This is a genomic window from Xylanibacter ruminicola, from assembly GCF_900107775.1.
GTDB lineage: Bacteria > Bacteroidota > Bacteroidia > Bacteroidales > Bacteroidaceae > Prevotella > Prevotella ruminicola_C.
Genome location: NZ_FNRF01000001.1, coordinates 551,611 through 572,963, shown reverse-complemented (window position 1 = coordinate 572,963; position 21,353 = coordinate 551,611). Strand labels below are relative to the sequence as shown.

The following is a 21,353-nucleotide window of genomic DNA, read 5'->3' as shown; positions in this document are numbered from 1 at the left end:
ATTATTGATTGTTACTAATTAGTCTCACTTCGTAAATCTCGCCAACTTGCTTGTGGGGCTTGGCCACGAATTTGATGCGCACCTGCTTCTTGCCCTTGAGCAACTGTGCGGGGATGGGATACTCCTCGAACTTGAACTGTGAGGTGCGATACTTGCCGACGAGGTTAACGGTGGTTACCAGCGTGTCATCTACAAAGATATCGAACTCAGGGTTCTTCCAATCGCCTACACCCCAGTATTTCAGGCGTAGACTCAGGTCGGTCTTGCCACCCGTCTGCATCAGATAGCTGAAATAGTGACCATCGCGGGCATCGCGGAAGAATACATCATTGGTGTTGCCTACAGTCGAGTTGTCGGTTTTCATAAAGTGGTCGCTCTCAGGCTGTTGCTCGCCTGGCTGCACCTTGTCGGTGGTGCGGGCTTCGAGGGCCTGGCGCTCCTGCTCCTGCTTGGTCAGGTTGGCCAGATAGTCCTTGTAGCTATCCTCGCTCAGGGCCAGCCAGTACATCATGTAACGGGCATCGTGCAGCTCGAAGAAAGGCATCAGCTCGCCCTCAATCTTATTTACCATCTTGGTGCTGAGGTTGAAGTGCAGGGGCTTGCCTGCTATGGGTTGCAGCTGGTTGGCAATGCTCTCCACATCCTTATTAACCAGGATGGGAGCTTGGTCGATAGGCAGCTTTTTGCCTGTGGCCAACTGGCCGAATCGGCTGTCGTCGGCTATCAGGTGTGCCAAATCCTCAGTACCCGTCTTCATAGCCAGCATGATAGGGCCGTGCATCAGGGCAATATACTGTGGCAGGTTGGGCAGATACTTCACGCTGTTGTACATGGGGAACTGGATATCAATCACATCGCCCTTTTTCCACTGGCGATTGATGGCTACATAGCTTGATGGACCAGTGACGATGCTCACAGGCTTGCCATTCACCTTAACGCAGAACTGGCCTGGCTTTACCCAGCCGGGGTAGCGCACCATGATGGGTGTTGGCTGTTTGGTGTTGGATGATTGCGTGATGGTGATACGACTGCTCTCGCTATAAGGGAAACTGGTTTCCTGGCGCAGGGTGATGCCTTTGGCTTTCCAGTTAAGCTCTGAGGCCACAAACAGGTTCACAAACAGGGCATCGCCGCTGTGAGTGTAGATAAACTGGTTGTACTTGCCATGATTCTCCATGCCTGTGCCCACGCAGCACCACATGGCCTCGTTGGGAGCCGAATAGTTGCGGTAGTGGCGCGGACGGGCTGAAGTGAAATATACGTAGCCGCCATGCTCAGGGTGCTGGGTTGAGAGTATATGATTGAAGGTAGCCAGCTCGAAGAAGTCGGCATAGCGGGCTTCGGGGTTGCGACGATGCAGATCCTCGGTGAGCTTCAGCATATTGTTGGTGTTACAGCTCTCAGGACCGTCGATATCCTGCACAAAGTCCTGACAAGCCTCGCGACTGGGGAAGTGCTCACGACGACTGTTGCCACCAAAGGCCAGTGTGCGCTCGCCTGTTACGATATCCCAGAAGTAGGCGCCTGCAGTGTGGTAAGCCTCGTCGCCACTCAGCTCGGCTATACGCTCAAAACCTATCACCTTGGGCACCTGGGTGTTGGCATGCATGTTGTCGAGCACGTCGCGGCGCTGCATCAGCGGGTTCAGCAGGCGGCGATGCGAGAATCGGCGGGCCACATCCAGATATTTCTGCTCGCCAGTGATGGCGTAGGCATCGGCCAGCACCTCGTTCATGCCACCATGCTCGGTATCCAGCGCGCGCTCCATCTGAGCATCGGTGAGATTGGCTGTCAGGTCGATGGCCCAGTCGCAGAAGCCCAGAAAGAGCTTCTTGGCCTGCTCGTTGCCACAATAAACCCACGCATCGCGCAGGCCGGCATACATCTTGTGTATATTATAGAAAGGAACCCACGCGCCAAAGTAGGGGCCAAAGTTTCCTTTCTTAAAGTTGCTCCAGATACGGTCACTGCCGGGCACACCGCCCACATAGCCACGGCCCCAGTCGGGGTGGTTCTTGGCATTGGCATCAGCACAGGCCTGCAGCTCGCTAATCCAGTACTCCATGCGCTCGCGGCACTCCTGGCTGCCAGTAGCAGCATTGATGGCCATCGCAGTCAGATAGTGGCCGCCCACGTGTCCGTCCAATCCGTCCCAGTTAGGGTACGACTGGCCTTTCGGTGTTAGTCCGGCCTCTTTCAGATAAGGTGCCAGCAGGCGGTCGTTGTCGTACTTCAGCAGCGTCTCGATGTTCAAGTCGCGCGCATGCTTCAGCGGACCGTTTAGCAGGGTTACATCCCCTAAGGGGAACTCGTTGGCATACAGCCTGTCTTGGGCTTGACTACTGCCAGCTGCCAATGTCAGCAGCACGGTTAGTAGCAGGCCTCGTGAATGGTTGTTAAATAGGTACATCATTTGTTATAGTTGTTATTGATTGTTCTTGATGATCTGGTGCACATCGTCGATGCTGTGGGCAAAGGGGCCTGTGTGTTCCAGCTTCAGCGTGCACATGGCGGCTGCAAACTGACCGCTTTCTATATAGCTCATCCCCCTGGCACGGGCATACAGATAGCCAGCGCTGTAGGTGTCGCCACAGCCTGTGGCATCAACCAGTTTGGCAGGCGGATAGGCTGGGGTTTCGTAGAACTGCCCCTCGGCATAGATCACCGATCCGCCACCACCTAAGGTGATAATCACCTCGCGCACTCCCCAGTCGTTAATCTGCTGGGCGGCCTCGTAAGGGTCGGTCATACTCGTCAGCGTCTGGCACTCCCACTCGTTTACCTTCAGAATGGCGGTGTGCTTCAGCAGGCGCAGCTTGTCTGTCCATTCGCAGGCGCGCACTTCTTCGCCTATCACCTCGCGCAGATAGCCCTGAACGTCGATGCTCACATCGCCCTTGGTGGCCAGATACTCCACAATCTCAGGTGCAAAGTCGTCGGCCAGTAGCGTACCAAGATGAAACACGCGTGCCTGCTCGTCCTTCAGTTCGTTTAGCGTAAACGGAGCCGACTTGGCCAGAACCCGCTGTGTGCGGTTGTCCATGTTGATGCCATACTTGTTCTCAAAAAACACGTTGGTATCGCTCTCATAGGCAGTAACCTTGATGCCTGCCTGGCGAAGTTTCTCAACTTCGGGCATCACCTCGCTGCTAACCGAGGTGATAAGGTGGAAATTAACGTCATGGGGCAGTGCCTGGATGGCCCATGCCATATAGTAGGCCGAACCGCCTGCGCTGTGTGTGGTTACGGGGGGTACCTGCGTAATGATTCTGTCACGAGTGATATGTCCGATACAGCAAATATCTGTCATTTTGTCGACTTTTGATTGAATATATTCTTTATTTCGGTGCAAAGATAATGATTTTTTGGTAATTTTTTTGTTTTATTCGGAAAATATACTATCTTTGCATTCGGAATTATTCGTTACTACTAAGAAATAAATGACGAAAAGAACATTTTTGCAGGTTTTCCTGCTTTGGGTGACAGTGATGTCGGCAGCGGCACAGACGGTTTACGATGTGACGGCAGCAGGAGCTATTGGCAATGGTATCGTAGATGATGCCCAGGCCATTCAGCGTGCTATCGACCGTTGTTCGGCAGAAGGCGGTGGTCGCGTGCTGTTGCCCCGTAATCATACCTTCATGGCTGGTCCTATCCAGCTTAAGAGCAATGTGGAGCTTTATCTGGAAGCTACTGCCACCCTGAAGGCTAACCCCAATGAGCGTATTTATAAGCTGAGTGCTTTTGGACAGAACCGTGGCGAGGGTATGCTGTGGCTATGGGCTGAGCATGCCGAGAATATCAGCATTTGTGGTAAGGGTACCATTCATGGTAATGGTATCGCCTTTATGGGGGCTGAGCTGAGCGACAGCTACGAGCTGAAGCCACTGAAGGATCAGACTTTCGACCCACGTCCACATGTGCTCACACTTACCGATGTAAAGAATCTCACCATTCGCGATGTAACCATCAAGGAGGGCGCCTACTGGACTGTTCACCTGATTGGTTGCGATGAGGCTGTGATTGATGGTATCAATCTGCTTAACAATCTGAAGATCCGTAATGGTGATGGTATTGATATCGATCACTCTAAGCATGTACGTATTGCCAACTGCCACATTACCAGTGGCGATGACTGCATTTGTTTGAAGAACCGTCGTGAGTTCGAGCAGTATGGCTCGTGCCACGACATTACTGTTACCAACTGTGTGATGTCGAGCCGCTCGTGCGCCATCAAGATTGGTAGCGAGAATATGGACTCTATCTATAACGTGGTGTTTGATAACTGCATCATCACAGGCTCGAATCGTGGACTGGGTATCCAGAATCGCGACGAGGGAACCGTAACCGATGTAGTGTTCTCGAACATCCAGTTGGATTGCCGCCTGTGGAGCGATGTGTGGTGGGGTAAGGCCGAGCCTATCTATGTTACCAGCTATCCACGTGCCAACGGTAATCATAAGGATGCCAACTGGCGATTCCCCAAGGGGCAGATTGAGGGCCGTTGCGGCGAGGTGAGTCGTATCTACTTTAACAACATTACCAGCACCAGCGAGAATGGCTGCTTTGTAGGTGGCGACGTGCCTGGCAAGGTAAAGGACATCTATTTTAATAATGTACGCGTACGACTTCAGGGCGAAGGTTCGCGTAGTATGGATAAGAGGCCTTGCAAAGGCGAGGGCTTTATCAAGGCCGACCTGAAAGCTATGAAGGCCATGCAGGTGCCCCTGATAACTGAAAATGCTACTGTAGAGATCAAATAAAAACTTTTAATAAACTCTTTTTATACTAACTTTTAATTAATGATTATGCAAAAGATCCTAAATCTCAAGCAAGGAACTCAGAAGGCCATGTTCTTCGTGTTCTTTCTGTTGTGCAGTACAGTGATGCTGGCACAGAACAAGGTGTCGGGAACTGTACTGGACGCAACCGGTGAGCCTCTCATTGGCGTAAGCGTTCTGGAGGCAGGAACCAACAATGGTGTTGTGACCGATTTCGACGGAAACTACACGCTGACCGTAAAACAAGGAGCTAAGCTTACATTCTCGTATGTAGGTTATCTTTCTCAGACTCTTGCCGCTACCAATGGCATGAAGGTTACACTTCAGGAGGACAATAAGGTGCTGAACGAGGTTGTAGTAGTAGGTTATGGTACCATGCGCCGTAAGGATGTTACCTCATCTATCACAACTGTTAAGGCCGAAGACCTGAACCGTGGTGTATTTACCGATCCAGGTCAGATGCTGCAGGGTAAAGTGCCCGGACTGGTTGTTTCTTCAACAGCCGACCCAAATGGTTCACCAACCATCACGTTGCGTGGTGCTTCTACACTGCGTACAGGTGCTATGTCGCCATACTATGTTGTAGATGGTATTCCTGGTGTTGATATCTCTATTGTATCTCCTGATGATATCGAGAGCATCGACGTACTGCGCGACGCTACTGCTACCGCTATCTATGGTTCTAAGGCTGCCAACGGTGTAATCATCATCACAACTAAGAAGGGTGGTGAGGATAGAACCAATGTAACTTATAATGGTTATGTGGCATTCGACAATATCCTGAAGAAGTACGATGTGGCTACTGCTGCAGAATTGCGTGAGTACGCCTCGAAAAATGGTGTTACTCTTAAGGATGGAGGCGCAAATGTTGATTGGCAGAAGGAAGTGCTGCGTACAGGTATTAGCCATAATCATAACTTAGGTATTACTGGTGGAAATGGTCGTACCAACTATATGATTAGTGGTAACCTGATGAAGCGTGAAGGTGTTATTAAGATGACAGGTATGGATCGTTTCAATTTACGTTCACTTGTTTCTACTAAGACGCTGAAGGATCGCCTCACTCTGTCGATGAGTTTGAATGCTATGTATGGTAAGCACTTTGGTGTGCCTACAGGTGACAAGGGTGCTTCTGTTCTCGATGCGATGAACTACTACTCGCCAACCAATCCTATCAGAGAAGCTGATGGAACTTGGTCAATTGGTAAGGGATCAAAGAACTACAACCCACTGGCTCTGATGGAGGAGAATATCTCTGAGACCATCTGGAAGCGTAACCAGTTTATCGGTAAGGCCACACTTGAGATTCTGAAGGGCCTCCTTTGGAATGTAAACTATTCTTGGAGCAACTATCAGAGCACATATAGTGCATACAATACTCGCGATTCTCAGATTGAGGGTGTTGGTAATAAGAATGGTCAGGCCAGCCGCAATACCTATTTTGGTTACGAGCAGACCTTTGAGACCTATCTGAACTATGGCTTTACAACAGGTAAGCACAAGATTGACCTGATGGCCGGTTATACTTGGGAGAAGAAAAAGAACAATGATGGTTTCGGCCTGAGTGTTGAGGGTTATTATAATGATGACCTGACATGGTATAATATGTCGTATGCCCAGACTATCCTTGGTGTTCAGAACTCTGTATCAAGTGGCTATGTTGAGAATGTAAAGAATATCTCGTTCTACGGACGTGCCAACTACTCGTTCGATAGCCGCTACATGCTGCAGGCTACTATTCGTCGTGATGGTTCTTCAGTATTCGGTAAGAATAACCGTTGGGGTACCTTCCCATCAGTATCAGCTGCATGGAACATCACAGAGGAGAGCTTCATGAAGAATCAGAAGATTTTTGATAACCTGAAGTTGCGTGCTGGTTATGGTGTATCAGGTAATGCTATGGGATTCGATATTTATTCTTCATACGAAACTTATGGAGCTTCTGGTACATTTAAATACGATGGCAAGACCTATCGTACTTATGGTGCTACCAAGAATGCTAACCCTGACTTGAAGTGGGAAACAACATCAATGTTGAACATTGGTTTGGACTTTGCTTTCTTGAGAGGTCGTATCAACGGTACTATCGAAGTGTATAACAAGAAAACCAAGGACCTGATTTGGAGTTATCCTGTTCGTACTACACAGTATGTATATGGTTATATGGATGCCAATGTGGGTGAGATGACTAATAAGGGTATTGAGTTCTCGATTAATGCCGTTCCTGTTCGCACTAAGAACTTTACATGGAGCACCACTATCAACCTGTCGCATAATAAGAACAGAGTTGACAAAATGCAGAACGAGATCTATCATACAACTAACCTGTCTCAGGGTGATCCTGACGTAGCTGGTGTTTCTGCTGATGGATGGACCCAGCGTATTATGGAGGGTGAGCCTATTGGTACATTCTATACCTATCAGTATGCAGGTACAGTTAATGGCCGTTCAGAGTATTATGTATTGGACGAGAATGGTAATCGTACAGGCGAAACCACAAATAACCCAAGTCTGAAGGATCGTTCTATTACAGGTTGTGCACAGCCTAAGCTGAATGCAGGTTGGAACAATACCCTGACTTATAAGGATTGGAGTTTGAACGCCTTTATTACTGGCGTATTCGGCAATGATGTTTACAACAGCCCACGTGCTCATTACACCAGTGCACAGTTGTTCTCTGATGGAAAGAACGTGCTGAAGGAGTTCCTGTCGTTCCCAGCTGGTGATGCTTCTGGTTCACTCCCATCTGACCGTTGGATTGAAAAGGGTACCTATGTTCGTCTGCAGTCTCTCTCTCTGAGCTACACATTCCGTAACTGTTTCAACAACTGGATTCAGGATCTTACCCTCTATGGTACAGCTAACAACCTTCTTACTATCACCAGCTACAAGGGACTCGATCCTGAGGTTAACCTCGGTGGTATCGACCCTGGTATTGATTACCGTTGGAGCCGTTTCCCACACGCTCGTACCTTCATGGTTGGTGTGAAGATTAACTTTGGCGATGGCAAGAAGAAATAAAGTTATTATCATTTAATAAGATTCAAGTATTATGAAACTAAATAAAGTATTCCTTGCAGCTGGCATGTTTGCCGTAGCGTTAACCAGCTGTACCAACTTGGACGTAAATCCAAGTTCACAATATACTGAGGACCCCAGTAAGAATTCTGGTGTAGATCCTATGATTATGGTAGAAGCAAAGATGGCTGACGTTTATTTCCATCTTTCAGGAACACTTGGTCGTCGTTATATGGAGGCTCAGTGTCTTGCATCAGATGAGTTTACACCTCTTGCTTTCGACGGAGGTTATTATGATAGTGGTACTTACGCTCATCAGGCACTTCATGACAGTAGAGCTACTGATGCTTCACTTGATTGGTATGATGATGTTACTTCTGGTATCACAAAGGCAAATACTGTACTTGAGGAATTGGGTAGTAGTGCTTCGGCACAGATGACTGCCCCTGCTCGTGCTATGCGTGCTTATTTTACATGGATTCTGATGGATAGTTTTGGTGACACTCCTATCCTTGAGAAGGTTCCTGCCGAAGGTGAGGTTGTTGCCCGTTCTCCACGTAAGGAAGTTGCCGAATGGATTGAAAGTGAGCTTATTGAAATCATTCCTTCGCTGACAGATGAGTTAACAGAGAATACATACGGTAAGCCAACAAAATACATGGCTCAGGCATTATTGGCTAAGCTTTACATCAACTGGGCTGTTTATACAGCAGAGTCGGTTGACCAGTATGATGCAGCAACTGCTGCCAATCCAAAGCTTGATGCTTGTGTTGAGGTTTGTGATGAGATTATCAATAGCGGTAAATTCAATCTCGGTTCTGTTGACTATCTTCACAAGTTCTCTTATGATAATGGTTCTCATGTAGAAGACTTTATCTATGTTATGCCTTATGATGTACTTACCCTTCCTGGTATGCAGTACGCTCGTCCTCGCTCGTTTAAGCAGATGAAGGGATTACTCCCCAACTATTATGGCTCAACTGATAAATTCACTAATTCGTTTGGTGGAAACATGGTTGTGACACCTGAGTTTGCTAAGTTGTTCTGTCTCGATGGTGACATCCGTAACCTCTGTATTCTGCGTGGCGATGTTTACAATCGTGATCCCAAGACTCTGCAGCCAACTTCTGAGCCTTTCATGTATAATAATAAGCAGGTGCACTTTACAGAAGACATCACACTCATTAAGGAGGATAATACTATCGATGTTGGTAATGACGATAATGCTCTTCAGCAGGGTTGCCACTCAATCAAGTGGTTCCTCATCCCAGGTGACTACAATGTAAAATACGAGCCTGGTAATAAAGATGGACGTAGCCAGTCTAATGACCTTCCAATATTCCGTTATGCTGATATCCTGCTGATGAAGGCTGAGGCCCTTGCACGTATAGGTAAGACTGGTGCTAAGGATCTCTTCAATCAGATTCGTGCTTACGCTGGTGCACCTCAGATTACTGCTGAGCCTACACTGGAGGAAATCTACGAGGAGCGTGGTCGTGAGTTCTTCGATGAGAACTGGCGTCGTAACGATATGATTCGCTTTGGTCACTTCGAGGATGAGTTCTTCCCTCATTATCAGGGATTCCCCGATGCAAACTTCGACAAGCGTCATCGTATCTTCCCTGTAAAGCAGTCAGTGCTTGACCTGAACCCAGGTTGGGAGCAGAACCCTGGTTATTAATCCGAAGCATACATTTTATACATTCTTTATACGTCTGGGCGGGCACTACGGTGGCTGCCCAGATTTTTATGGTATTTTAATGGCTAATAGTTTTGGAAGTTAGATAATTTTTCGTATCTTTGCGGCGTGAAACCAAAGGTAAAATTATTTATTACTGCTATAACGCTTGCTGTTTGCTTGCCGTTGCTGGCGCAGAAGAAGTACACAGGAAAGTTTGTCTTCACGCCACAGTGGACTGCCCACGCGCAGTTTGCTGGTTATTATGTGGCCCAGGAAAAAGGCTTCTATAAGGCCGAAGGGCTGGATGTGGATATTGTGCATCCATCGGTATCAGAAACGGCTATGCATCGCATCAAAGAAGCTGATAGTCATGCCACCACGCTGCCACTCTGCTTGGCGATGGAGATTATAGATAATGGTGTGCCTTTGGTGAACATCCTGCAGACATCGATGAACAACTCTACGGTTATCGTATCGCGCCGTGGTAAGAATCCGCTCACGCAGAAGGGTGCCCGTGTGGGTATCTGGCATGCCGGATTCGGACAGGTGGCCATCTGCATGAGTCGCAAGGAGCATCTGAATTACCAGTGGATACAGTTTACATCGAACTTCGACTTGTTTATAAAAGGTGCCATCGACGCCACGCTGGCTATGAGCTACAACGAGTACTACCAGCTGATGCAGATGGGCTTTACATTTACCAAGGATAATGTTTATCGCTTTAGCGACCACGGTTACAATATTCAGGACGATGGCTTGTACATGCGCCGCGACTACTACGAGACGCATAAGGCCAAGGCAGAGAAGTTTGCCCGTGCCAGTCGTAAGGGTTGGGAATGGGCCAGCGAGCACCCAGAGGAAACGCTGGATATTGTGATGAAATATGTACAGCAGAACCACGTTACTACCAATCGTACGCTGCAGCGCCTGATGCTGAAAGAAATACTGCGCCTGCAAGTGGACCGCGACTCGAAGAAACGCGAGTTCCGTTTGCGCCCCGATATGGTGAAGAAAGCCAATATGCTGATGCGCTCGAATGGGATGCTGAAGCGCGACATTACTTACCAAGAATTATTAGATCGTTAATACCACATGAAGAATCCAAGAGACTATATCCGCACTTCCCTGTCACGTCGCCTTAGTATTATCATTGTACTGATGGCCTCGATATTTTTTCTGGGATCGCTTGGATTCTTATTTGTAGAGTCGCGTAAGGCTGTGCGCGAGGAGGCGCTGAACGGTGCGGCTCAGGTGCTGGATAATACGGTGCAGCGTGTAAACGTGCTGATGCAGCGTGTGGAGATAGCATCCGACAACTTTATGTGGCTGCCATTGCGACACTTGGATGTGGCCGACTCGATGTTTGTGTATTCGCGCCGTATCTTGACCTGCAACCCCGATCTGAACGGTTGCTCGATAGCTTTCGAACCTAACTATTTCCCCGATAAGGGATATTATTTCTCGGCCTATACCCTTAACGACAATGGCAAATTCGACACCACTCAGGAAGGTAATCCCGCCTACGACTATCATTATATGGACTGGTATCAGGCTCCCAAACTGCTGGATGAGCCAGTGTGGATTGAGCCGTTTGCTGATTTCAACCCTGAGGATGTCTATGCCGAGGAGATTATTGCATCGTACTGCCGACCAATGAAGGATTCGAAGGGACGCTACGTGGGTACATTCTCTACTGATATCTCGATGGAGTGGATATCGAAAACCATATCCGAAGTAAAGCCCTATCCCAACTCGTACTGCATTATGATTGGTCAGAGTGGTACTTACTTTGTACATCCCGATACCACCAAACTGCTGCGCGAGAGTATTTTTACACCCACACTCGAGCATCCTGATACAGCACTTACCAACCTGGGGCATGCCATGCAGCGTGGCGAAACGGGTGTGCGCAAGCTGGTGTTCGAAGGCAAGGAGAGTTACGTGTTCTACAAGCCACTTGGCATAACAGGCTGGAGCGTGGCTATGGTTTGTCCTGAGAGCGATATTTTTGGCGGTTACATGCGCCTGTATAAGATAGTAATCTTTATCGTTATCGTTGGCTTGATACTGATGCGATTGGCCTTCAGCCGTATCATCAAGCGTGAGCTGAAGCCACTGAACACGTTGGCACAGCAGGCCGAGACGATTGCATCGGGACAGTTCGACAAAACACTGCCACGCGATAACCGTATCGACGAGATTGGTAAGCTCACGCATTCGTTCAGCGACATGCAGCACTCGTTGGTTAACTACATCAGCGAGCTGAAGCGCACCACAGCTGTTAAAGCCTCTATCGAGAGTGAGTTGAAGGTGGCCAGCGACATACAGATGGGTATGATTCCACGTGTGTTCCCACCGTTCCCAGAGCGCAAGGATATCGACCTGTATGCACTGATGACTCCAGCCAAGGTGGTTGGTGGCGACCTGTATGACTACTTCCTGCAGAACGAGCGCCTTTACTTCTGTGTGGGCGACGTATCGGGCAAGGGTATTCCTGCTGCGATGTTTATGGCGATTACGCGCGACCTGTTCCGCATTATTGCCCAGCAGAACCGTTCGCCATGGGAGATTGCTACGATGATGAATAACTTCCTGGTAAAGGACAACGACCAGAGCATGTTTGTAACCATGTTTATTGGTATGGTTGACCTGCCTAAGGGCCGACTGGAGTACTGTAACTGCGGTCATAACGTGCCTATACTGGACGGTAAGTTCCTGGAGATGGGCAGCACTAACCAACCTTTGGGCTTGTGGGAGTGCAAGGCCTTTGAGGGCGAGGTGATAGAGGATATACGCAACCGACAGTTGTTGGTTTATACCGACGGACTGAATGAGGCAGAGAACGACCGTCAGGACCGCTTGGGCGACGAACGTCTGTTGGAAGCCATGCAGGGTACTGAGCAGCTGACATCCGAGGAGGTTATACATCGTCTGCAGATAGTGGTAAACAACCATCGTGCAGGTGCCGAACCTAACGACGACTTGACGCTACTGTGTCTCTCGATCCGTAAATAACAGACATTAAATAATCATTTATCAACCATTTTATTATCAACTGTATGAAAAAGATTTTTATTTGCCTGATGATGGCAAGTACGATGACTGCTCAGGCACAAATCGCACGTTTTTCAGGAAAGACAGCGCTCGAAGAGATTGCTGCCGACAAGTTCTTGGCTGCTGGTAACATGACCGACTACGATCATCTGCCACGCACGGCTCTTACACCTGCTCCTAAGGGCTACGAGCCTTACTACTTGTCGCACTATGGTCGCCATGGCGCCCGCTACCTGCTTGAAGAGAACGATTATGCCATGCCAGTACAAACTCTGCGCAAGGCCAAGTATGCCGGCAAGCTTACGCCGCTGGGCGATAAGGTGCTGGCTAAGCTCGACTCGATGCAGAAGACTACTAAGGACCGACTGGGCGACCTGACAGCTACTGGTCAGCGTCAGCACCATGGCATCGCTAAGCGCATGGCACAGAACTTCCCGGAGATTTTCAAGACACCGAATCTGCCTATCCACTCAGTTTCTACTACCTCTATCCGTGCCATTATCTCTATGATGGCTGAATGTGAGGAGCTGCAGGCTGCTAATCCATCGGCCCGTATCTTTAACGATGCCAGCAAGGCAGATATGCACTATATGAACTACTCACCATCACGTCAGGAGCGTGGCATGGGCATGCCACAGATGAACGTGATGCGTGCCATGCAGAAGCAGCAGGCCATGAGCGACAGTCTGAAGCACCCTGAGCGCCTGATGCAGCAGCTGTTTAACGATCAGCACTGGGTATATCTGAATGTGACCACAGGCTCGCTGATGAGCAAGATTGCCGATGTGGCGCTGAACATGCAGAGTCATGATGGCGATGCCACCCTGTTGGAACTCTTTACTCCTGAGGAACTGCGCGACCTGTGGCGCAGCAATAACCTGTACTGGTATCTGCTTTACAGCAATGCTCCACAAACAGGCGGCAAGATGCAGTGGAACCAGAAGAACCTGCTGAAGAATATAATTGAGACTGCCGACACCGTTACACAGACTCAGGTATCGCTACGTTTTGGTCATGATACCGTAGTACTGCCCCTGCTGTGTATGCTGGATCTGGATGGATCGGCTGTACAGGTTGATAACCTCGACGAGCTCGAGAACTCGTTCCGCACCTACTACCTCATCCCCACAGGTAGTAACGTGCAGTTCATCTTCTATCGCCCCAAAAAGGGAAAAACAGGCGATATCCTAGTAAAAGTATTGTTTAATGAGCGCGAGGCCCACATGCCGCTTAAAACCGACACCTGGCCCTACTACAAGTGGCAGGACGTTCGCGAGTACTACTTAGCCAAGCTGGCCGAGCAGGAAAAGAAATAAAAACAAACATGTTTAGATATTATGCAGATATTCCTCGTCGGCAATCTTGCTGGCGAGGATTGCATCTGCAATGGCTTTCTCCATCACCAGCGAGGCTAGCACGCCAATAGTGTTGACGTCCGATTGAATCATACCGCCGCTAAGGGAAATGGCATAAACGGTATCGCCATCAGCCATGGTAAACACTGGCCGTATGCTGCGTGCCATGCCGGTAGAGGCGATATTTGCCACCTTCTGTAGGTCGGCCACACTCAGATGGGCGTTGGTAAACACGGCTGCAATGGTGGTATTGCTGCCTATCAGATCGGAATACTGGTTCTTGAGCACTGCCTGTTCGGCACTTACAAAGCCCTTGCGGTCGATGGTGGTCATGCCTGCTATCTTAACACCATCCTGGAAGATGTCGCCTAAGGCATTGACAACAACGGCTACACCTACCTCCAATTGTCCAAGACGTGCTGCAGCATAACCAATGCCACTCTTCTGGGCTGTGGCCATGCCGCCAGGTTTACCTACAGTAGCACCTGTGCCGGCACCTACATTGCCGCTGAGTGGTGAGTTGCTGGCAATGGCATTCTGACAAGCTTTATAACCCATTTCGCGGTCGGGACGGATGTTGCTTTTGCCGTATGACAGGTCGAAGATGCAACTCTGACATACAATAGGTACCAGTCCGTAGCCTGTGTTATAGCCATAGCCATGTTCTTCAAGGCAGGTTACTACGCCGTCGGAAGCTGCCAAGCCATAAGCAGAACTACCACTGAAAACCAGAGCGTTGAGAGGCTGTGTGTTGCGCTGAGGGTCTAATAGTGGTACCTCGCGCGATGCAGGTCCACCACCCAGGACTACCGCTGAGGCCATGGAAGCCTCTGGGAAAAAGAATACCGTTACACCTGTTTGGGCATCATTGTCTTGTGCATTTCCAACGCTTATGCCTTGAAGTTCTGAAAAAGGAAGGGATTCTACCAAATTATCCATGTCGGTATAGTTATCGACACGGTTTGTTGTATCCACTCCTAACATCTTCTCATCATTGTTCTTAAAACATGATGTAAATATGCTTAAGCCGCAAATATGAATAGCGGCGAAGAGCCCTAAAAAGATCTTCTTTTTCATGTCGTTCAAAAGTTTAATAGGAATTGCAAATATAGTGTTTTTTGATTTTGTGGACCAGCCTGGGCTTGAACCAGGGACCTCCAGATTATGAGTTGCAGAAGAATCCGCATTCTGTGAGGCTTTGTGACGCCCTATGACTGGCACTTTCTTTGTTCTTTAAATTCTTAATAATCAAGATGATAGGCAGAGATTTCTAACTTTTGAAAGTTCTTTGTTCCCTGTTTGTTCCCACACCTATATTTTTACACAATCTATGGTTTTTATGGGCTTTTTTAGGGGTCATTGTTCCCCCTTTGTTCCCATTTTTGTCACATTTTGCGAAAGAACGCTTTATGCTATACCATATTGCGCTTGCAAAGATAATAATTAAAATTGACACCCTTTTCTGGTTTACATTTTTTAACGTGCATTTAAAGATTGCTTTTGAGATTATAAGTAACTTTGATGTCGAAAAATAGTATTTAGTGAGCAAATATGACATCGAAAAATAGAAAAATAGGAAAAGGAACCCTTTTTGAAGATAGGGTAGGATCATGCACCATTGCCATGTGTCTTGACAAGAGACATCCCGATAGTGAAAACAGCAAATTGTTTCCTCTGTGCATCAGGTTCACAATATATGATTCTCGGTATTACTACAGACTTGGCGAGAAATGTTCTTACGAAGATTTGGATAAGCTTTCGAGGTCTCAGGGCAACCGCGAAAAACGGATAGGACTTGAAACAACCTTTGAGCGAAAGGTGAGACTTCAGGAAGTCTTTGCAAGTATGGTACACGTTGTAACGACTGTTAGCGAGCGCGGCATACTTACTTTGGAACGAATCAAGGTGGCCTTGACAGGTCGATGCGAAACAGCGTCTTTCCTTTCCGTGTGGGAAGAGATTATCAATGAGAAACGAGCTTTGGGCAAAGCTGGTACTGCCGAAAACTATGGGGATGCCTATAGGTGCTTCAAGCGTATTACTGGCTTCACCTATGCTGATGGTTTCGCCTTGGATTCTGCGGTAATCAACAAATGGATTGACGGTATGACAGAACGTAATATCAAATCCTCGACACAAGGCATTCAGCTTCGAGCTTGCCGAGTCGTAGTAAACCGCTGTATTGGCGAGGGCTACATGATGCCAAAGGCTTATATGTTTGGAAAGACTCGTGATAAGATAAAGATTCCAGCAGGTTCATCACGTAAGGGCTGGTTTCTCTCTGTGGAACAGATGACGGAGCTTTACTTGCATTGGAAGAACCATGATATTGACTTCCCGATTCACAATACCCGTAGAAAGGATAATCCATTGTATGCTATCAAAGACGAGAAATCGCGTACCCAGAGGTATCAGGCATTGGCAATGTTCCTGATGCAATACCTGTGTTGTGGCTGTAATCTGTATGATTTAGCGTTACTTCGATACAATAGCTTCTATTTTGAAAGCAATGGGCGCGCCTTTCGGTTTATCAGGCATAAGACTGAGGACGAGACGGTTGATGGTGAGGGAATGGAGGTGATTGTTCCAATCATTGAGCCATTGAAGGAACTTCTTGATAACTATGCTGCTGAGCCAAAGTTAGATCAGTTGGTGCTTCCTTTTATTGCTGAGGATGCTATTAGTGTAGGCGAAGAAAGGGTTCGTCGTAGAGTTAGCGACGTGAACGGTTATATATCAGACAGAATGAAGAAAGTGTCCGCTGCAATCGGGTGGACAGTATCTCCAACGGGTACTTACGCCAGGCATTCGTTTGCAACGAATCTTCATGCGGCTAAGGTTCCAAGAGACTATATCTCAGATGCGATGGGGCATAGTCTTGGCAACAGAGGACAGATAACCATGCGTTACATTTCGCCTTGGACTATCGAGGATAGGATGACCTATAATAACCTGTTGCTTAATCTTGATAACAAGAAGAGTGACCAGCCCCAAGAGAATATTACAATATTCGAGTCAGGTAAGCAAGCTATCTTTGAGAAGATGCACAGTTTTTCAGAGGCAGACTTGAAAGAGGCTTTGATTATGCTCAAAAAGAAAGAACTGCAGCAACTGGAACAAGAACTGGTAGCTATGTAAGAATAGTAAAAAACATCGATTTTTGGGTTGTTCCTCACATAGTCAAAATGGTGATAAAATTGTAATAATGACGTTTTGAGGGTATTTTTAGAATGATTACCCTTATTTAGATTTAACACTTATAAGATGACAGAAAAGGATAACAGAATAGCGGCAAACAAGGCCGTTAGGGAATGGAAAGTAAAACATAAGGAAGAATACGATGACTTCAAACGGCAAATTGCAGCCATTGACAAAGGTGACCTGTCGTTAATGGAGCGGATGATGACGTTGCTTAATGATTGTATGCCACAGGATGCCCGTTCCTTTTACGCGTACATATTTAAATATATAGGGGATCCTGACTCCGTGAAGAATGACCAGGCTGCATTCTCCAGATATGATCAATTGGCGGCAGAGTGTATCTTCAATCATGCCCTCATCAGCATGAACTTCGCCACAGGCCGGATAGAACAGACTGATTCAATGAAACAGGATTGTACTATCATTAGAACGGATGACTTCGAGCAGAGCGTCTTGGCTATGCCCCTGTCAATGAAATGCATCCTCAATGATCTTTGCACCAATCTGATAGCCGACAGGCTTAATGGCCAGCTAACGGTAGAGGAGCAGGAAGCACTACAAGGCATAGGGCTACTGGTGGCTAAGACAGTGTATGTGTATTCACTGCTTTTCGTGCCAGAGTACCTTGACAGGCTCTACAAAAGAACTATTATAGATAGCGATGCCCTTGCTTACTGCATCTATTTCTTCGTAACATTCGACCACGGACTGAGCCAGATGGCCGATTTGTTCAGCCACCAGATGGTAGGGAATCATAGTTCCAGCTTCACCTCTGAAATGTTCCGTTTGTGCATCCGAAGTTTCGTTAGTCATAGCCTCACTAATAGAAGCGAGACGAAGGAAAGCTGGGAAGCACTTGCCAACAAGACTTCCAATGATGACCTTTGGAAAGAGATTCATCTGGCCTTGCGTGACAGTCATACGCATGGTGGCCAGCAAAAGGACAGCCGGACACTCGACGAACTGCTGATAGGTGATACGGAAGCCGTAAAGTCAAGGATTCTGGACTATCTTCGCGAGAACCCTCAAGCGTCTCGCCTCGCCTATCTGCTATATGCCCTTCACCAGTCAGGAAAGATACAGTCCTGCAGCTACATCACCTTCCATCGGGCCGTACAGTCATTGTCACCTAAACCGCTTGGTGGTCCTGATGTGCCACAGAAACGTTTCCATGAGCTGATGGCAGACCCGAAACTGTTGGACTCGAAGGGAAAGAAATGGCAGCAAGCGAAATCAATTATCGACCATTGGCAAGCAGAATTTGACAAAAAAGACATATAAAACAGTAAAAAACGCAACTTAAAAGTTGCACATTTCAAAAATAATCATTAAATTTGCAGCGCATATGAAATTTGAACGTATCATAGAAGGCAAAGACCATCTTTGGGCAGTGAGAGACATGAACAAGCCCAATAACGAGTTGGCAGCACTATTCCAGAAGTGGAACGATGCCGAATACTTGTGGGATTTCTTTCTTGAAAACCAGAATGACCTTCAGGAGTTCTTCCATATAGAGAGAATCAGCGAGGCCGTTGAGGACACGATTGATGATGCAGAGCAGTTGGAGAGGCTGATTCTGGAGATACCCTACACGGAGAATCTTGATGAACTCTTCATTCCGCTAAGTTCTGCTGACATGACCATTCGGGAGTTGGCGAGGGAAAAGGCCAGGAACTGGAACCGCACAGGACACGCAAGCTGGCTTCGTGTCTATGCCATCCGACTTGAAAAGAATGTGTTCGTCATAACAGGTGGAGCCATCAAGCTCACAAGAACGATGCAGGAACGTAGTCATACCCAAGCGGAACTTGACAAGCTCAATCAGTGCCGACAGTTTCTTGCCAGCAATGGTGTATTCGATTCAGACAGTTTCATTTCAATGATAGAGGAGGATAATATATGAAGTCAAAAGCAGTACAGTTTTTGGAGGCGAACCAGTCAGGTGAGCGTTCCACGTTCGTTGACGATGCCAAGTGGAGGCAGGAGAATGCCTCATGGCTGAGAAGATCCCGTCGTGTAGCCTATGCCATCATGGACTATATGCAGGACAACGGGCTTTCCCGTAACGATGTTGCCGAGAAACTGGGAGTCAGTCCTCAGTATGTGAGCAAGATCCTTTCCGGCAAGGTCAACTTCTCGTTCAAGACAATCTCTGAGATTGAAGAGGGTCTTGGCATAGAGGTATTCCAGGCAGCAGCGATGGAGGCATAAGGCTCGACGGCTAACAGAGCTTAAATAATGGTCGGTTGAATTAAGGAGTATTTCAACCGACCATTTGTTTGATGAACATTGTCTATCTTTGCACCGCGATTCGGAAAACAGCCAATCGCAAGAATCAGGATAATAACAATTAAAATATCAAAGACATGACAACAACAAATGATTCATTGAAGCTTGCAGAGCTGCTGAAGACTCCCATCTGCAAGATGGACGGCGAGGAACTTGCATTCCTCATTACAAGTATTACATCAAACCAGCAGGCACAGATGCTGCTGACTCAGCCCAAACAGGAGGAGCATAACGTCTATGGCATAGCAGGTATCGCCCAGATATTCGGCTGCAGCATACCAACAGCCAGTCGCATCAAGAAGAGTGGCATTATCAATGACGCTATCACTCAGGTAGGCCGAAAGATTGTAGTCAACGCTGACAAGGCTCTTGAACTGGCCAGCAAACATAAGAACAACTTTAATGTAGCATGATATTATGAAGAAGGATTTTAAGAGTATCGCATTCCTGGCAGTGTTCACAATGATAGTAGGTTGTGCGTTCTACTGCATCGGTTTCTATGACAGTGCCGTTTTCACCCTCCTGGTGGGCTTGACGATGTTGGCAGTCTATCATGCCGGACTTTACAATCGTGGTATCATCGAGGATAACACGATAGCAAACCAAAAGGAAATCATAGAGCGGGACAAGAACTTGATTGATTATTTGCAAGGGCACATTGGATTCCTTGAAGATTACATCAAGGAAATTAAGAGTACGAAGACAAAAAAGTAATTCTCCAGACATTCAGAATGCACATTATCCAAGGAGTTGACAGTTGAGAACCCAAGGCGTTTTCAACTGTCAACCGCTTTATTTGTCAACACCTGTCAACAAATGGGGCCAGTGCTAACCCCAATCGTTGACATTCCAGACTTCAATGTCATAGTTCGTGGAATAGCCCTGTGTCTGATAGTTCATTTCCAGTTCTTTTCTGATAATTCGTTTTGCCTCGGCTTCAAGCACACGTCTTGATGCTCTTTCCAGCCTATCATCCTCAAAAATCTCTTCAATATCTATCTCATGGTTCTTGACGATGGCATTGATGGCAGACCGCTTGCTGGTGTAGATGCCCTTGCAGTCGCGGTTGGCGATAGTGTGCCAGGCATCAGTCTCGTATACTACAAATACTTGTTTCATGTGGTAGCTTTCTTCTAAGGGGTTACACAGCGTTTTGAAATAAATCCCCCGAAGGGGATTAGAAAGGCAGGTCGTCCTTCTTCTCCTTCGGGGTGTCTGTGGGTACATCGGGAACGTTGCTGTCCGTTGCGGCATTGGCGGCTATGCTGGCTCCCTCCTGCTTCTTGCCGATGTTCAGGAAGTCGATGTACTTGGCATGAACTCTCAGCTGTGCGTGAGGTGTACCGTCCTTGCCCTCCCATTGGTCTATCTTCACGTTGCCCTGAATGGTCAGGATGCGTCCCTTGGTAAAATACTCTACCAGCTTCAGATGTGCCAGGTCGCTGCTCTGTACTCGTACCCACTGCGTCGTTTCCTCACCCTTGGAATAGTCGTTCACTGCCATATCCATTGAAAGGAACTGGCCATTCACACCATCAATCACCTTTGCCTTCTTTGCAACTCTACCTGTAAAATTTGAATAAATCATAACTCTAACTTTTTTTGAGGTTTAACTTTTTCCCTCTTGGTTTGGAGCTTTTTGCTCCTTGCCGTTCGGGACTTTACTTTTCACGATGCCAGCAAAAGGTTGCCGATGGCGATAGACAATCGGAAGCTGTGGTACGGATTCAGCCAAATACTCTTGCCAGAAGGGAAAGGAAGATTTTGCTTAATCCGTACCGAATACCGAGGTCATTCGACAGCTGCGATTTACCTTTGCATCGCTGAAAAATAATGGCTACGGACGGCCACAGCAGCAAAGGCACAACAATAGGTATCAGGGGATTCCCCCACCCATCTTTAGGGTTTCGTACCCTTGCAAATAGGAATAATCCTTTTGAAACCTCACTAAATCAGCGTACTTTTGCAATGTGA

The 21,353-nt window shown here is 47.6% G+C and carries 17 protein-coding genes; 12 read left to right on the top strand and 5 right to left on the bottom strand.

The window, feature by feature from the left end; translation table 11 throughout:
* Window position 1: 1 nt before the first annotated feature.
* A complete protein-coding gene (locus BLU97_RS02120; RefSeq protein WP_254771639.1) occupies window positions 2-2,413 on the bottom strand; it encodes a beta-L-arabinofuranosidase domain-containing protein in 2,412 nt (803 codons plus the stop codon).
* Window positions 2,414-2,425: 12 nt separating this feature from the next.
* The gene (locus tag BLU97_RS02115) at window positions 2,426-3,310 is read right to left on the bottom strand and encodes a PfkB family carbohydrate kinase (RefSeq protein WP_074760032.1); all 885 of its coding nucleotides are present in this window, start codon (window positions 3,308-3,310) and stop codon (window positions 2,426-2,428) included.
* Window positions 3,311-3,440: 130 nt separating this feature from the next.
* Here BLU97_RS02115 and BLU97_RS02110 point away from each other — a divergent pair, with 130 nt between their 5' ends.
* From BLU97_RS02110 to BLU97_RS02085, 6 genes are all read left to right on the top strand, one after another.
* A complete protein-coding gene (locus BLU97_RS02110; protein WP_074760031.1) occupies window positions 3,441-4,763 on the top strand; it encodes a glycoside hydrolase family 28 protein in 1,323 nt (440 codons plus the stop codon).
* A gap of 45 nt (window positions 4,764-4,808) precedes the next feature.
* Window positions 4,809-7,802: a SusC/RagA family TonB-linked outer membrane protein gene (locus tag BLU97_RS02105; protein ID WP_074760386.1), complete on the top strand. Its 2,994-nt coding sequence runs from the start codon at window positions 4,809-4,811 to the stop codon at window positions 7,800-7,802.
* Between the two features lie 31 nt (window positions 7,803-7,833).
* Complete coding sequence (locus tag BLU97_RS02100; RefSeq protein ID WP_074760030.1) at window positions 7,834-9,480, top strand: RagB/SusD family nutrient uptake outer membrane protein; 1,647 nt, start codon at window positions 7,834-7,836, stop codon at window positions 9,478-9,480.
* Window positions 9,481-9,606: 126 nt separating this feature from the next.
* Complete coding sequence (locus tag BLU97_RS02095) at window positions 9,607-10,566, top strand: ABC transporter substrate-binding protein (RefSeq protein WP_074760029.1); 960 nt, start codon at window positions 9,607-9,609, stop codon at window positions 10,564-10,566.
* 6 nt (window positions 10,567-10,572) lie between these two features.
* Window positions 10,573-12,495 carry a SpoIIE family protein phosphatase gene (locus tag BLU97_RS02090; protein WP_074760028.1) on the top strand — a complete coding sequence of 641 codons (1,923 nt, stop codon included), beginning with the start codon at window positions 10,573-10,575 and terminating at the stop codon, window positions 12,493-12,495.
* A gap of 44 nt (window positions 12,496-12,539) precedes the next feature.
* Window positions 12,540-13,850 (top strand): histidine-type phosphatase, encoded by a 1,311-nt coding sequence (locus BLU97_RS02085; protein ID WP_028906724.1) that lies wholly within the window; start codon window positions 12,540-12,542, stop codon window positions 13,848-13,850.
* Between the two features lie 12 nt (window positions 13,851-13,862).
* Here BLU97_RS02085 and BLU97_RS02080 read toward each other — a convergent pair whose 3' ends face one another.
* Window positions 13,863-14,966, bottom strand: a complete 1,104-nt coding sequence (locus BLU97_RS02080) for a P1 family peptidase (RefSeq protein WP_254771638.1) — start codon at window positions 14,964-14,966, stop codon at window positions 13,863-13,865.
* A gap of 768 nt (window positions 14,967-15,734) precedes the next feature.
* Between BLU97_RS02080 and BLU97_RS02075 the strand changes: the two genes are divergently transcribed.
* The 6 genes from BLU97_RS02075 to BLU97_RS02050 all read left to right on the top strand — a co-directional run bounded on the left by BLU97_RS02075 (window position 15,735) and on the right by BLU97_RS02050 (window position 20,093).
* On the top strand, window positions 15,735-17,027 hold the full coding sequence (locus tag BLU97_RS02075) for a tyrosine-type recombinase/integrase (RefSeq protein WP_139208700.1): 1,293 nt from the start codon (window positions 15,735-15,737) through the stop codon (window positions 17,025-17,027).
* A gap of 126 nt (window positions 17,028-17,153) precedes the next feature.
* Window positions 17,154-18,371 carry a DUF6043 family protein gene (locus tag BLU97_RS02070; RefSeq protein ID WP_074760026.1) on the top strand — a complete coding sequence of 406 codons (1,218 nt, stop codon included), beginning with the start codon at window positions 17,154-17,156 and terminating at the stop codon, window positions 18,369-18,371.
* A gap of 64 nt (window positions 18,372-18,435) precedes the next feature.
* Entirely contained in the window at window positions 18,436-18,993 is a 558-nt protein-coding gene (locus BLU97_RS02065) for a hypothetical protein (RefSeq protein WP_074760025.1), read from the top strand.
* Complete coding sequence (locus BLU97_RS02060) at window positions 18,990-19,301, top strand: helix-turn-helix domain-containing protein (RefSeq protein WP_074760024.1); 312 nt, start codon at window positions 18,990-18,992, stop codon at window positions 19,299-19,301. Before BLU97_RS02065 ends, BLU97_RS02060 begins: the two co-directional genes overlap by 4 nt.
* 155 nt (window positions 19,302-19,456) lie before the next feature.
* A complete protein-coding gene (locus BLU97_RS02055; protein ID WP_074760023.1) occupies window positions 19,457-19,792 on the top strand; it encodes a DUF3853 family protein in 336 nt (111 codons plus the stop codon).
* A gap of 4 nt (window positions 19,793-19,796) precedes the next feature.
* Window positions 19,797-20,093: a hypothetical protein gene (locus BLU97_RS02050; RefSeq protein ID WP_074760022.1), complete on the top strand. Its 297-nt coding sequence runs from the start codon at window positions 19,797-19,799 to the stop codon at window positions 20,091-20,093.
* Between the two features lie 114 nt (window positions 20,094-20,207).
* Here the strand turns inward: BLU97_RS02050 and BLU97_RS02045 are convergent, their stop codons facing one another.
* Together BLU97_RS02045 and BLU97_RS02040 are read right to left on the bottom strand one after the other, a co-directional pair.
* Window positions 20,208-20,498, bottom strand: coding sequence for a hypothetical protein (locus BLU97_RS02045; RefSeq protein WP_074760021.1), 291 nt, complete (start codon window positions 20,496-20,498; stop codon window positions 20,208-20,210).
* Window positions 20,499-20,556: 58 nt separating this feature from the next.
* Window positions 20,557-20,967, bottom strand: coding sequence for a single-stranded DNA-binding protein (locus BLU97_RS02040; RefSeq protein ID WP_074760020.1), 411 nt, complete (start codon window positions 20,965-20,967; stop codon window positions 20,557-20,559).
* Window positions 20,968-21,353 lie beyond the last annotated feature (386 nt).

Excerpts from the sequence above, each read along its gene's own strand:
- BLU97_RS02120 (WP_254771639.1), bottom strand. The coding sequence starts at position 2,413 with ATGATGTACCTATTTAACAACCATTCACGAGGCCTGCTACTAACCGTG.
- BLU97_RS02115 (WP_074760032.1), bottom strand. The coding sequence starts at position 3,310 with ATGACAGATATTTGCTGTATCGGACATATCACTCGTGACAGAATCATT.
- BLU97_RS02110 (WP_074760031.1), top strand. The coding sequence starts at position 3,441 with ATGACGAAAAGAACATTTTTGCAGGTTTTCCTGCTTTGGGTGACAGTG.
- BLU97_RS02105 (WP_074760386.1), top strand. The coding sequence starts at position 4,809 with ATGCAAAAGATCCTAAATCTCAAGCAAGGAACTCAGAAGGCCATGTTC.
- BLU97_RS02100 (WP_074760030.1), top strand. The coding sequence starts at position 7,834 with ATGAAACTAAATAAAGTATTCCTTGCAGCTGGCATGTTTGCCGTAGCG.
- BLU97_RS02090 (WP_074760028.1), top strand. The coding sequence starts at position 10,573 with ATGAAGAATCCAAGAGACTATATCCGCACTTCCCTGTCACGTCGCCTT.
- BLU97_RS02085 (WP_028906724.1), top strand. The coding sequence starts at position 12,540 with ATGAAAAAGATTTTTATTTGCCTGATGATGGCAAGTACGATGACTGCT.
- BLU97_RS02080 (WP_254771638.1), bottom strand. The coding sequence starts at position 14,966 with ATGAAAAAGAAGATCTTTTTAGGGCTCTTCGCCGCTATTCATATTTGC.
- BLU97_RS02075 (WP_139208700.1), top strand. The coding sequence starts at position 15,735 with ATGGTACACGTTGTAACGACTGTTAGCGAGCGCGGCATACTTACTTTG.
- BLU97_RS02070 (WP_074760026.1), top strand. The coding sequence starts at position 17,154 with ATGACAGAAAAGGATAACAGAATAGCGGCAAACAAGGCCGTTAGGGAA.
- BLU97_RS02065 (WP_074760025.1), top strand. The coding sequence starts at position 18,436 with ATGAAATTTGAACGTATCATAGAAGGCAAAGACCATCTTTGGGCAGTG.
- BLU97_RS02060 (WP_074760024.1), top strand. The coding sequence starts at position 18,990 with ATGAAGTCAAAAGCAGTACAGTTTTTGGAGGCGAACCAGTCAGGTGAG.
- BLU97_RS02055 (WP_074760023.1), top strand. The coding sequence starts at position 19,457 with ATGACAACAACAAATGATTCATTGAAGCTTGCAGAGCTGCTGAAGACT.
- BLU97_RS02050 (WP_074760022.1), top strand. The coding sequence starts at position 19,797 with ATGAAGAAGGATTTTAAGAGTATCGCATTCCTGGCAGTGTTCACAATG.
- BLU97_RS02045 (WP_074760021.1), bottom strand. The coding sequence starts at position 20,498 with ATGAAACAAGTATTTGTAGTATACGAGACTGATGCCTGGCACACTATC.
- BLU97_RS02040 (WP_074760020.1), bottom strand. The coding sequence starts at position 20,967 with ATGATTTATTCAAATTTTACAGGTAGAGTTGCAAAGAAGGCAAAGGTG.